This window comes from Nonomuraea sp. NPDC049607 (assembly GCF_040675375.1).
Taxonomy (GTDB): Bacteria; Actinomycetota; Actinomycetes; order Streptosporangiales; family Streptosporangiaceae; genus Nonomuraea.
On the sequence record NZ_JBFAOV010000013.1, the window covers coordinates 230,879 to 243,085 of the forward strand.

12 protein-coding genes are annotated in these 12,207 nt (G+C 72.8%); 3 read left to right on the forward strand and 9 right to left on the reverse strand.

All coding sequences use genetic code 11. The annotated features are described in order from the left end of the window. The first annotated feature begins 133 nt into the window (after positions 1-133). Entirely contained in the window at positions 134-1,675 is a 1,542-nt protein-coding gene (locus AB0J97_RS25995) for a bis-aminopropyl spermidine synthase family protein (protein WP_364092712.1), read from the forward strand. Between the two features lie 27 nt (positions 1,676-1,702). On the opposite strand, the gene AB0J97_RS26000 is transcribed toward AB0J97_RS25995, so the two are convergent. Next, entirely contained in the window at positions 1,703-2,338 is a 636-nt protein-coding gene (locus tag AB0J97_RS26000; RefSeq protein ID WP_364092714.1) for a hypothetical protein, read from the reverse strand. Next, positions 2,335-3,324 carry a hypothetical protein gene (locus AB0J97_RS26005; protein WP_364092716.1) on the reverse strand — a complete coding sequence of 330 codons (990 nt, stop codon included), beginning with the start codon at positions 3,322-3,324 and terminating at the stop codon, positions 2,335-2,337. The genes AB0J97_RS26000 and AB0J97_RS26005 overlap by 4 nt, the downstream gene beginning before the upstream one ends. 444 nt (positions 3,325-3,768) lie before the next feature. Between AB0J97_RS26005 and AB0J97_RS26010 the strand changes: the two genes are divergently transcribed. Then, positions 3,769-4,050: a hypothetical protein gene (locus AB0J97_RS26010; protein ID WP_364092717.1), complete on the forward strand. Its 282-nt coding sequence runs from the start codon at positions 3,769-3,771 to the stop codon at positions 4,048-4,050. 107 nt (positions 4,051-4,157) lie between these two features. Here the strand turns inward: AB0J97_RS26010 and AB0J97_RS26015 are convergent, their stop codons facing one another. The 5 genes from AB0J97_RS26015 to AB0J97_RS26035 all read right to left on the reverse strand — a co-directional run bounded on the left by AB0J97_RS26015 (position 4,158) and on the right by AB0J97_RS26035 (position 8,168). Further along, on the reverse strand, positions 4,158-4,862 hold the full coding sequence (locus AB0J97_RS26015; RefSeq protein WP_364092719.1) for a VIT1/CCC1 transporter family protein: 705 nt from the start codon (positions 4,860-4,862) through the stop codon (positions 4,158-4,160). Then, positions 4,859-5,902: a prolipoprotein diacylglyceryl transferase gene (gene lgt / locus AB0J97_RS26020; protein WP_364092721.1), complete on the reverse strand. Its 1,044-nt coding sequence runs from the start codon at positions 5,900-5,902 to the stop codon at positions 4,859-4,861. Before lgt ends, AB0J97_RS26015 begins: the two co-directional genes overlap by 4 nt. Positions 5,903-5,929: 27 nt before the next feature. Beyond that, on the reverse strand, positions 5,930-6,694 hold the full coding sequence (locus AB0J97_RS26025; protein ID WP_364092723.1) for a thioredoxin domain-containing protein: 765 nt from the start codon (positions 6,692-6,694) through the stop codon (positions 5,930-5,932). After that, positions 6,666-7,184, reverse strand: coding sequence for a MauE/DoxX family redox-associated membrane protein (locus AB0J97_RS26030; protein WP_357704377.1), 519 nt, complete (start codon positions 7,182-7,184; stop codon positions 6,666-6,668). Before AB0J97_RS26030 ends, AB0J97_RS26025 begins: the two co-directional genes overlap by 29 nt. 144 nt (positions 7,185-7,328) lie before the next feature. After that, a complete protein-coding gene (locus AB0J97_RS26035) occupies positions 7,329-8,168 on the reverse strand; it encodes a helix-turn-helix transcriptional regulator (RefSeq protein ID WP_357704375.1) in 840 nt (279 codons plus the stop codon). Between the two features lie 106 nt (positions 8,169-8,274). Here AB0J97_RS26035 and AB0J97_RS26040 point away from each other — a divergent pair, with 106 nt between their 5' ends. Further along, positions 8,275-10,002 (forward strand): beta-galactosidase family protein, encoded by a 1,728-nt coding sequence (locus tag AB0J97_RS26040; RefSeq protein WP_364092726.1) that lies wholly within the window; start codon positions 8,275-8,277, stop codon positions 10,000-10,002. An 88-nt stretch (positions 10,003-10,090) separates the two neighbouring features. Here the strand turns inward: AB0J97_RS26040 and trpA are convergent, their stop codons facing one another. Together trpA and trpB are read right to left on the reverse strand one after the other, a co-directional pair. Continuing rightward, positions 10,091-10,885: a tryptophan synthase subunit alpha gene (trpA, locus tag AB0J97_RS26045; protein ID WP_357704371.1), complete on the reverse strand. Its 795-nt coding sequence runs from the start codon at positions 10,883-10,885 to the stop codon at positions 10,091-10,093. An 86-nt stretch (positions 10,886-10,971) separates the two neighbouring features. Next, positions 10,972-12,195, reverse strand: a complete 1,224-nt coding sequence (gene trpB / locus AB0J97_RS26050) for a tryptophan synthase subunit beta (protein WP_357704625.1) — start codon at positions 12,193-12,195, stop codon at positions 10,972-10,974. Positions 12,196-12,207 lie beyond the last annotated feature (12 nt).

The window sequence follows — 12,207 nt, forward strand, 5'->3', positions numbered from 1 at the left end:
CAGGCCATGAGAATTCCCAGGTCACGCCCCTGCCGCCCCATGGCCCTCACAGACCCCTGAAGCTCCTCCCGAACGGGCCCGGCCCACCCGGCGGACGGCCGGAGCCGGCCCCGCCCCTCGATAGGGTTGGCGCATGGATCGTGACGGGGTGGAGCGCCTTCTCGCCGAGGCCGGGGTCGACGGCAGGCGGCTGCGGCACGCCCTCACACTCCTGTGCGACGGCCAGTGGTGGTCCCTGGCCGGCCTGGTCAGGCAGACCGCCACCTCCAGGCGCACGATCGAGGCCCTGCTGCGCGAGGTGCGCCTGGAGCGCTCGGGCGACCGGTTCCGGGTGGCGCCGGGCGACACGCCCGCCTACCAGGACCTGCTGGCCATGGCGCCGCCTCCCGAGGACCCGGTGGCCCACCTGCTCCCCCACTACCCCGACGTGCTCGAACGCCTGACCGCGCTGGTCGCGGGCGCGCCGCGGGCCCGCCACGTGCTCGACCACGTCTCGGCCACGCCGGAGACGGCGCTGCGGCGCGCGCTGCTGCTCGGGGCGCGGTTCTGGCTGCCGGGGGCGCGGCTGCTGTGCGTCGGCGACCACGACCTGACCTCGCTGGCCGTCAAGCTGGTCCATCCCGAGACCGACGTCACGGTGGTCGACGTCGACGAGCGCATCCTGGCCTACATCGACGAGCAGGGGCTCGGGGTCCGCACCCGCTGGGCCGACCTGCGGCTGGGGCTGCCGGCCTCGGCCCGGGAGCACGATCTGGCGTTCACCGACCCGCCGTACACGCCGGAGGGCATCGGGCTGTTCGCGGCGCGCGCCCTGGAGGGGCTGAAGGACGACGGACGGGTGCTGGTGGCGTACGGCGCCAGCGAGCGTACGCCGATGCTGGCCTTCAAGGTCCAGCAGGCGTTGTCGGAGCTCAACCTCACCTACGAGGCGATTTACCCTGATTTCAATAGATATTTCGGGGCGGAGGCGATCGGGTCGGCGGCCGATCTCTACCTGCTGCGGCCCACGAGCAAGACCCGCCCGGCGGTGAACGCCCGGCTGGGCCGTCAGGCCACGGCCATCTACACGCAGGGCCCCCAGTCGGTCGAGTCGGCCCCCACGGCGCACGCGGCGCCCGATCTGGCCGGGTTCGAGGCCGACCTGCTGGTGGGCGAGTGGCCCAAGGAGGCGGCCCAGCCGCGGGTGCGGCTGTCGACCTGGCTGGCCAAGCCCTACGCGGCGGCCGCCGAGCGGGTGGCCGTCGCGCTGCCGCCCGGGTTGGAGGCCGCGCTGCCCCGCGTGCTGCTCGCCACCCGCGCCACGCACGTACGCGTGTGGGGGGCCGACCTGCCGCCGCTGCCCGACGCGCTGTCCGCCGTCTACGAGTCGCGCCGCACGGGCGGGGCGCTCGACGCCGTACGCCGTCCGCAGCCCGCCGGAGCGGCCGACGCGGTGCTGCGCCGGATCCTCGACAACGGCCACGCCAAGCTGGCCAACACCTGGCGGGAGGCGCTCATCGCGGCGGCCCGCGACCAGGGCACGGCCCTCACCAAGAACGAGGCCCGCGCCCTCATCCGCCAGACCGCTCCCTGGTCCGACGACCTGACCCCCCTGGAAGCGCCCCTCCACCGCCTGACCGGCCTCCCGGCCGCCGTCTCCACCACCGTCACCGCCCTCACCACGACCACCCCCTGACCCCTTCGACGGGACGACAGCGGGCGGTCAGGTGGCGGCGAGGATGCGGTTCTGGACCACGCGGCCGAGGCCGTCGAGGGCGACGAGTGCGGTGACCAGGTCGTCGGCGGAGGCCGTGCCGCCCGCCCAGCTCACCGTCACGTAGTGGCCCATGGCACGCGCCTGGGCACGGCTGCGGGCGGCGTCGAACGCGGCGTCCTGGCGGACGAAGCCGTCCTTGCCGAGGGCGGCCACCAGCGCGTCGGCCGCGCGCCCGTCGGGCAGGTTGAAGATGGCGAACTGCCCGGCCAGCCCGCCGCCCTCGTACGCGGCCCCCAGCACCTGCGTGCACCCGGCCGCCGAGGCGCCCCACAGGACCTCGTCGCAGTCGGCGCGCTCCTGCGTGGAGAGCCGCCGCAGGGAGCCGAGCGTCTCGGTCTGGGCGGTGAAGACCTCCTGCACGGTCAGCGGCGCGGCGTCGGCCTGGCGGGAGTCGACGGCCGCGTAGAAGTCCGAGGTGGGCTCGCCCCGGAAGGCGGCCGGCCGCGGCTCCCCCGGACGCAGCCACAACCACCCGGCCACCGCGACCGCCAGAACCCCCAAGGCCACCCCGGCCACGACGACCGCACGACGCGACCTCCTGGGCGGCGCTCCGGCGGTCCCGTCCGCGTGAGCGGAGGTCACGAGGCCGGTCCCGTGATCGCGACGACCCGGCGGTAGACGGACTTCTCCGCGCCGCGCAGCGCCAGGGTGACGGAGACGAAGTCGTCCCTGGCGGTGGGGTCGAGGCCGTCGGTCTTGCCGATCCAGACGAGCCCGACGTAGTGCCCGAGCGCGTAACCGCCGCCCTCGGAGTAACCGCCCGCCGGGAAGGACGCCTTCGAGGACGTCAGAGGGCGTGCCCAGCCGCCCCGGTAGAGGGTCTTCAGGGATTCGACCAGCTCGCCGGCCGACTGGCCGTCCTTGAGGTTGAGCAGCGTGTACTGACCGACGTAACGGCCGTCGGAGCTGGTGTACAGGCCGCGGGCCGCCTGGAGGCAGCCGGCGTCGGACACCTTCTCCAGCAGGGTCGTGCCCCACAGGGCGGCCGAGCAGTCGGCGTCGATGCGCTTGGCGGCGAGCTTGAGCTTGAGCTTCTTGGAGACCGCGAGCTCGCTCTGCGCGAACACCTCCTTCTCGGTGAGGTCGCGGCTGTCCTTGCTCCTGTCGGCCAGGGAGGCGAACAGCTTGGGCGAGCTCCAGCCCTGGTAGGACACGGGGAAGGCGGCGTCCGGGCCCAGGACGGCGGCGTTGGCCTGGCGCTCGGGGGTGTAGTCGCCGAGCGAGCTGACGACCGCCACCAGCCCCGTCGCGCCCGCGACGACGCCGATGACCGTGGCGATGATGACGATCAGCCGCTGCTGATCGGGGCGCAGGCCCCACTCGGTGAGCACCGGGAACTGCCAGTCGGAACGCGGCGTCCGGCGCCGCTTGCGCGTCCCGGAGCCGGTCGCCGGCTCCGCCTGCTCCCCGGACGGCCGCGACGCTCCCGGCGCCCCGAAGGCCCCGAAACCGTCGGCCTGCTCGTCACCGTCCGCGGCGGCGCCGCGCCGTCCCTGCCGGGGCTGCTCGCCGGTGTCCGTGGCCGCGGCGCGACGGCCCGACCGGGCGGCCTCCGCCAGGTCGTCCATGCTCGCGGCCCAGACGGCGTCATCGCTGTCGGACGCACGCCTCCGCCCGCGAGCCCCTTCCCCGCCCTCCTGGGAACGCCCGCCCCTGGACGCCTCCGCGCCGTCCTGGGAACGTCTCCCGCGCGAACGTCGCCCACGCGGCGCGGCGGCCTCGTCGGCGGGACGAGCCGCCCACTGAGCATCAGAACCCTGCGAATCGGCCTGAGCCGCCCATTGAGCATCCGACCCCTGAGCTGCCCACTGCGCGTCCGACCCCTGAGCTGCCCACTGCGCATCCGAGCCCTGAGGGGCGGTGTGCGGGGACCGCGGGCCATCGGGGCCCTGCGGGGCAGTGTGCGGGGGCCATGGGCCGTCGAGTCCTTGGGGGGCGGTGTGCGGGGGCCATGCGGCGTCGGGCCCTTGGGGGGCGGACGGGCGGGATGCCCAGCCCGCGTCCGGGGACTGTTGGGGGCGGGCGGCGCGGCGGGCCGCCCAGAGGTCCTGGCCCCCCTCGCCACCGCTCACCTGCTGCTCAGGCGGCACGGCCTCGGCGGCGCGGGCGGCGGAACGGCGGCGGGCCCTCCCGGACCCCGATCCACGCCCGCCACGCCCTCCTCCCATGCCACCGGAACGACCGACGCCAGAAGCGCCACCACCGGAAGCACCGCCACCGGAAGCGCCAGCGGCGGCACCGCCGCCACGGCCGGCGCCACCGCCTCCGACACCACCGCCGCCGGCACCACCTGAACCGCCATAAATGCCAGAAGTGCCCGCAGAACCGCCGGTGCCGGAAGCGCCGCCGGGATCGCCAGGGCCACCGGAGCCGGAACCGGACCCGGAGCGTCTTCCCGATCTCACAGTCCCGACGCCCCGATCAACTTGCCCAGCCCGAACGTGATCCCCGCCGCGACCGCGCCCACCACGAGCTGACGCAACCCCGAGTACCACCAGCTGCGCGCCGTCACGGCGGACACCAGCGCGCCCGCCCCGAACAACGCCGCGCACGACACCACGGCCGACACGGTAAGCCCCTCGACTCCGAACAAGTACGGCAGGAGCGGCAGCACCGCCCCCACACTGAACGACACGAACGACGACACCGCCGCCACCTTCGGCGAGGGCAGCGCGCCGGGAACGACACCCAGCTCGTTCTGGGTGTGGACCTCAAGGGCCCGCTCGGGGTTGCGGGAGATCTGCGTGGCCACCGCGGTGGCCAGCTCGGGCTCCACCCCCTTGTCCACGAAGGACTGAGCCAGCTCGGCCAGCTCGGCCTCCGGGTTGCCCGCGAGCTCCCGCTTCTCCACGGCGATCTCGGCCTGGGCCAGCTCGCGCTGGCTGGCCACGGAGACGTACTCGCCGCCCGCCATGGACAGGGCTCCGGCCGCCAGCCCGGCCACGCCGCTGAGGGCGACGACCTTGGTGCTGGTGGTGCCGCCCGCGACACCGGCGATGAGCGCGAAGTTCGACACCAGGCCGTCCATCGCGCCGAACACCGAGGGCCGCAACCAGCCCCCGCTGACGTCGCGATGGCGATGGTGGATCTCCGCGCCGCCGGTCATCGCGGGTTCGTCTCCTTCGTCGCGGACTCGGCGTCCGCGTCGGCGTCGGCCTCGCCGTGGGTGTCGGGGTCGGCGCCGGAGGGCTCGTCCCCGGCCGAGGTGGCCGGGCTGTCGTCCTCCTCCGGGCGCTCGGCCACGACCGCGGCCGGCGCGTCGGACGAGCCCGGGTCGGCCTGGCCGCTCTCGTGCGCCGGATCCACCGTCAGGTCGAGCGGCACGACCCTCTCCTCGGTGTCCTTGTTCCTGGTCAGCCAGAGGTAGACCAGCGCGCCGACGAACAGCACGATGGACGTCCACTGGTTGAGCCGCAGGCTGAGGAAGGTCACCGCGTGGTCGACCCCGCCGACCGGGTCGATGCGCAGCCCCTCGATCCAGAAGCGGCCGAGCGTGTAGCCCGCGACGTAGAGGGCGAACAGCCGCCCGTGCCGCAGCGCGAACCGCTTGCCCGCCAGGATGAGCAGGAAGCCGAGCGCGACGTCCCACAGCGACTCGTACAGGAAGGTCGGGTGGTACAGGACGCCCGGCTCGCCGCCGTGGTCGACGTCGATCTCCAGGCCCCACGGCAGCGTGGTCGGGCTGCCGTAGAGCTCCTGGTTGAACCAGTTGCCCCAGCGGCCGATGGCCTGCGCGAAGGCGATGCCCGGCGCGACCGTGTCGGCGACGGCGCTCATGGAGATGCCGCGCTTGCGCACGGCCCACCACACGCCGACCCCGCCGAGCGCGATCGCGCCCCAGATGCCGAGACCGCCCTCCCAGATGAACAGGGCCTGGTACGGCTCCTTGATCGCACGGCTGCCGAAGTAGGTCTGCCAGTCGGTGATGACGTGGTAGAGCCGACCGCCGATCAGGCCGAAGATCACCGCGGGGACGGCGATGTCGATGATCGTCCCCTTCTGGCCGCCGCGAGCGACCCAACGCCGCTCGCTCAGCCATACGGCGACGACGACGCCGAGCACGATGCACAGTGCATAGGCCCGGATCGGGATGATTCCGAGATACCAGACCCCCTGGGAAGGGCTGGGAATCGAGGCTAGGGGCATGTCAGGTGAGGGTAGCGCAGCCTGCGGCTACTTGGCGGCCTTCGTGACCGCATCGCGAAGTTGCTGCGGCGAGAACGCCGCCTCGCCGATGCTGGTGCCGTTGAGCTTCACGGTGGGCGTGCCCTCGATCGCCTGCTTCTCCATGATCTTCGCACTGTCGGTCAGCACGGCGGGCGCGTGCTTCTGGGACGTGACGCAACTCTCGAAATCGGGCGAGGTGACACCGGCCTCCTTGCCCCACGTGACGAGCTGGTCGGTCTTGAAGCCCTCGACGGTCTCGGCCGGCTGGTTCTTGTAGATCAGGTCGTGGAAGGCCATCCACTGCTTGCCGTCGGCCACGCAGCGGGCGGACGCCGCCGCGCGCACGGAGTTGCCCTTCGTCGGCTCCCTGGAGAAGATCGTGATGGGATGGAAGACGACCTTGGCCTTGCCCTCGGCGGCCAGGTTCTTGAAGGTCTGGCCGCTGACGCGCTCCAGCTCCTTGCAGACCGGGCACTGGAAGTCCTCGTAGATGTCGACCACCGGCTGGGTCACGCCCGCCTGGGCCATCACGGCGCTGCCGTCGGGCTGCACGGTGATCGGCGCGAGCCCGGCCCCGGCCTCCTCCGACTTGGAGGAGCTGATGGTGTACCAGGCGCCGAGGCCGACGGCGGCCACCGCGACCACCGCGGCGGTCGTGTAGGTCACCACTTTCTTGCGCCGCTCCTGGGCGCGTGCGGCGGCCTGCTGCTCTCTGATCTTGTCGCGCGCCGACATGTTCCGGTCAGACTTGGTGCGCTGGGCTTTGCTCATCCTCGATCTCCTCGTCACCTGGTTCCTCGTCACCTGTTTCCTCGGCACCCGCCAGTCCGAGCGCCCCGTCGAGGGCGAACCGTCCCGGCGGGAAGCGGACCGTCCACGCGCCGAGCAGCACCAGGCCGAAGTCGCGCAGGATGTCGAGCAGATAGGCCGGCTCCTGTCCTGACTCCAGCTGGCCGCCGCCGCCGAAGCAGCCGCAGTCGATCCGCAGGCCGTGCGCCCAGGCCCAGGCGATGCCGAACACGAAGGCGAACATGAGCAGCGCGGCGATCACCGCGGCCACCCTGGTCAGCAGACCGACGACCAGCAGCACGCCGACGACGATCTCCAGGATCGGCAGGATGTAGCCCACCATCTCGGCGATCGACTCGGGCAGCAACTGGTACGCCTTGACCGCGACCACCGAGTCGGACGGGTTGCCGATCTTCAGCGCGCCCGCCGCGATCAGCACGCCCCCCAGGATCAGCCGGGCGACGGTCGTCACCCAGGGTATCGCCGTTCTGCCGTTGCGTGACGGTTGTGACGCGACCACGGATGATCTCCTCTTTCTCTGCGCCGGGAATGCGCACAGTACCGGGACATCATCCGATCACGCTCGGGATAAGGGTCGGCTAAGACAGAGTCCCGTTCACTTCATGGTAGGAAGTCCACGATACTGCTGCGTCCGGAATTCGCTGGGCGGCAGACCGGCGCGGCGGGTGAACAACCTGGTGAAATACGCCGGGTCGGCATAGCCGACGCGCCGGGCCACGGCGGCCACGGGCAGGTCGGTGGTGGCCAGCAGGTCCTTGGCCCGGTTGAGCCTGATGGACAGCACGTAGTCCTTGGGGCTGCACCCGGCCAGCCGTCGTACGGCGCGGCGCAGCTCGGTCAGCGGCATGCCGAGGCGCCTGGCGTGCTCGGCCACCGGCACCGGCAGGCAGGCGTCCCTGGCCAGCCCGGCCAGCACCGGGTCGCCGTACGGGTCCTCGTCGGCGCGGGCGCGCCTGAGGGCGACCAGGACCTCGTGCACGATGGCCGAGGTCTCCACCTCCAGGTACGGTCCGCCCCTGCGGCACGCCTGGGCGATGCGGCCGATGGCGTGGGCGGCCGGTTCGGCCGTGGTGAGGGGGGTGACCGGGTTGTCCGCGTCCACGAAGCCCAGGTCCTGGTAGACGGCGGCGGAGGGGCCGGCGAAGTCGACGAACCACTCGTCCCAGCCGGCCTCGTCGGGCGCGTAGTGGTGGGACACGCCGGGCAGGAGCCAGATGACGGCCGGCGCCACGACGTCCACGACGGGCCCGTCGGCCTGGGAGAACCAGCCGCGGCCCGCGGTGACCAGGACGGCGACGTGGTGCTGCAGGGTACGCGGCCCGACCGTGGGCAGCCGCCCCTCCTGGCGCCCGACGCCGAGGCACACCAGGCCGAGCCCCCGGTGGGCGGGGCCGGGTGTGAGGTAGCGCATCCACTTGTCGTAGGGCGGCGTCATGCGGTCTCCGCGGGTGAGTCCAACAGGTTGACTGGGTTTGTCCATGGCCGCTGACCTGCGGTCTCGGCCAGGATGCGGGGCGCGAAATCCTACCGGAGGAAGAGTTATGGGTGTTTTCTCGGTCGAGAACGGGGTGTTCCGGCTCGACGGCGCGGACTTCAAGGTGTTGTCGGGGGCCATGCACTATTTCCGGGTGCATCCCGGGCAGTGGCGGCACCGGCTGGCGATGCTGCGGGCGATGGGCCTGAACACGGTCGAGACGTACGTGCCGTGGAACCTGCACGAGCCGCGCAGGGGCGAGTTCCGCCGGATGGAGGAGCTGGGCGCGTTCCTGGACGCGGCGGCCGAGGAGGGGCTGCTGGCGATCGTGCGGCCGGGGCCGTACATCTGCGCCGAATGGGACAACGGCGGCCTGCCCACCTGGCTCACCGGCCGGGTCAGGACCTCCGACCCCGAGTACCTGGGCCACGTGGACCGCTACTTCGACCGGCTGCTCCCGCAGGTCGCCGAGCGGCAGGTGACGCGCGGCGGCAACGTGATCATGGTTCAGGTGGAGAACGAGTACGGCTCCTACGGCAGCGACCAGGCCTACCTGCGCCACCTGGCGGACGGCCTGACGTCCCGGGGCGTCGAGGTGCCCCTGTTCACCTCCGACGGCCCCGCCGACTGGTACCTGACCGGCGGCACCCTGCCGGGCGTGCTGGCCACGGTGAACTTCGGCTCCGACCCCGACCGGGCGTTCGCCGTCCTGCGCGGGCACCGGCCTGACGACCCGCCGTTCTGCATGGAGTTCTGGTGCGGCTGGTTCGACCACTGGGGCCACAAGCACATGACCAGGGACGCCGGCGACGCGGCCGCCGTCCTGGAGCGCATCCTCGAACTCGGCGCGTCGGTGAACCTGTACATGGCGCACGGCGGCACCAACTTCGGCGCCCGGGCGGGCGCCAACCAGGCCGGCGAGCGGGCGATGGGCGACTGGCGGCCGACCGTGACCTCCTACGACTACGACGCGCCGATCGACGAGCGCGGGGCGCCGACCGAGAAGTTCTGGCGCTTCCGCGAGGTGCTGTCGCGGTACACGGGCGAGCCGCCCGCGGTGCCGCCGGTCCCGGACGTGCTGCCGCCGGCGACGCTGCGGCCCGTCCAGTCGGTGCCGCTGCTGGAGGCGCTGGAGGCGGTGGCGGGGCCCGAGACGCACGCGCCGGTGCCGCCGTCGTTCGAGGAGCTGGGGCTGGAGCACGGCCTGGTGCTGTACCGGGGGCAGGTGCCGGGGCCGCGGGGCGCGTACCGGCTGAGGCTGCCCGGGCTGCGTGACCGGGCGCACGTGCTCGTGGACGGCCGGCTCGCCGGGGTGTTCGAGCGCGACGCCGAGGAGCCCGAGGTGTCGGTGTCCGGCCCCGCCACGGTGGAGCTGCTGGTGGAGTCGATGGGACGGACGAACTACGGGCCGCTGACCGGCGAGAGCAAGGGCCTGACCGGCGGGGTGCTGCACCACCAGCAGTACCTGAACGGGTGGAGCGCGCGGCCGATCCCGCTGGAGGACGTCTCGGCGGTGCCGTTCGCCGACGGCGCGGACGCCGGGCCGCGCTCGTTCTTCCGCTTCCTCCTGGAGGTGGACGAGCCCGCCGACACGTTCCTGGCGCTGCCCGGCTGGGGCAAGGGGTACGTCTGGGTGAACGGCTTCTGCCTGGGCCGCTACTGGGACCGCGGCCCGCAGCGCACCCTCTACGTCCCGGCCCCGCTGCTGCGCGCCGGGACGAACGGGATCGTCGTCCTCGAACTCGACCAGGTGGGCCGGGCACTGGACCTCCGCACCACCCCCGACCTGGGCTGACCTCCGCCACCCCGCTCGGCACCTCCGAGATGAGCACGACGAAAAGGCGCGCCCCCACCCAGGGGACGCGCCTTCGCCACGATGAGGGTCAGCGGCGCACGCCGCGCGCCATGTCGCCGGCCAGCGCCATGATCGACTCACGGCCCGCGGCCTCGTCGGGCGCGTCGAGGATGCGGCGGATGAACGCCGACCCCACGATCACGCCGTCGGCGTAGCGGGCCACCTCGGCCGCCTGCGCGCCCGTGCCGACGCCCAGGCCCACGCACACGGGCAGGTCGGTGTGCTCGCGGGTGCGCTTGACCAGGCCCTCGGCCGCGGAGTTGACGCTCTCCCTGGCGCCCGTGACGCCCATCAGCGAGGCGGCGTAGACGAAGCCGGTGCAGCAGTCGACCACGGCCTTGATGCGCTCCTCGGTGGAGCTGGGCGCCACCAGGAAGACCGTGTCGATGCCCGCCTCGGCCGAGGCCCGCCGCCACGGCTCGGACTCCTCCGGCGTCAGGTCGGGCGTGATCGTGCCCACGCCGCCCGCGTTGGCCAGGTCGCGGGCGAACCGGTCGGCGCCGTAGCGGTCGATCGGGTTCCAGTACGTCATGACGAGCGTGGCGGCCCCGGTGGCGGCGACCCCTTCGACCGTGCGCATCACGTCGGCGATGCGGGTGCCGTTGACCAGCGAGCGGTGCACCGCGTCCTGGATCGTCGGGCCGTCCATCAGCGGGTCGGAGTAGGGCAGGCCGATCTCGATGACGTCGCAGCCCGCCTCGACCAGGGCCGCGGCGGCGGCGATCGCACCGTCCTTGGACGGGAAGCCGGCAGGCAGGTAGCCGACGAGCGCGGCCCGGTTGTCCGCCTTCGCCTTGGCGAAAACCGTCTGAAGAGTCGTCATGTCTGTCCGTTTCGAAGGTCGAGTCCCACCCATGATGCCCTGCCGCAGGCCGTCTCAGGGTGTTCCGCGCCGCGCGGGCGAGGGCGTCAGAGGTTGAAGTACTTCATCGCGGTGCCCATGTCCTTGTCGCCGCGCCCGGACAGGTTGACCAGGATCGTCGACTCGGGACCGAGCTCGCGGCCCAGCTTCAGCGCGCCCGCCAGCGCGTGGGAGGACTCGATGGCCGGGATGATGCCCTCGGTCCTGGCCAGCAGCGCGAACGCCGCCATGGCCTCGTCGTCGGTGACGCCGTGGTAGGTGGCGCGGCCGGAGTCCTTCAGCCAGGCGTGCTCGGGGCCGACGCCCGGGTAGTCGAGCCCGGCCGAGATCGAGTGGGACTCGATCGTCTGGCCCTCGTCGTCCTGCAGCACGTACGTGCGCGAGCCGTGCAGCACGCCCACCGAACCGGCGGTGAGGGTGAGCGCGTGCTCGCCGCTCTCCAGGCCGTGACCGGCGGCCTCGTAGCCGTGCAGGGCCACGCCCTCGTCGCCGATGAAGGCGTGGAAGATGCCGATGGCGTTGCTGCCGCCGCCGACCGCCGCGCACACCGCGTCGGGCAGCTTGCCGGTCAGCTCCAGCATCTGGCGGCGGGCCTCGACGCCGATGATGCGCGCGAAGTCGCGCACGATCTCGGGGAACGGGTGGGGGCCGGCGACGGTGCCGAACAGGTAGTGGGTGGTGTCGACGTTGGTCACCCAGTCGCGGAACGCCTCGTTGATGGCGTCCTTCAGCGTCTTGGAACCGTTGTGGACCGGCACCACGGTGGCGCCGAGCAGCTTCATCCGCGCCACGTTGAGCGCCTGGCGCTCGCAGTCGACGGCGCCCATGTAGATGACGCACTCCAGGCCGAGCAGGGCGGCCGCGGTGGCGGTGGCCACGCCGTGCTGGCCGGCGCCGGTCTCGGCGATCACCCGCTTCTTGCCCAGGCGCTTGGTCAGCAGCGCCTGGCCGAGCACGTTGTTGATCTTGTGGGCGCCCGTGTGGGTCAGGTCCTCCCGCTTGAGCACGACGCGCGCGCCGCCGGCCTCCTCGCTGAAGCGAGCCACGTCGGTCAGCGTGGTCGGCCGGCCCGCGTAGGTGCGCAGCAGGTGGTCGAACTCGCGCAGGAACTGCGCGTCGGTCTTGGCCTTCTCATAGACGGCGGCCACCTCGTCGAGCGCCGGGATGAGCGCCTCGGGCACGTAGCGGCCGCCGAAGATGCCGAACTTGCCGTGCAGGTCGGGGTCGTTGCCGTACGCGGCGCCGCCATCGAGGTCGGCGGCGCTGAGGATGGAGCCTTCGTT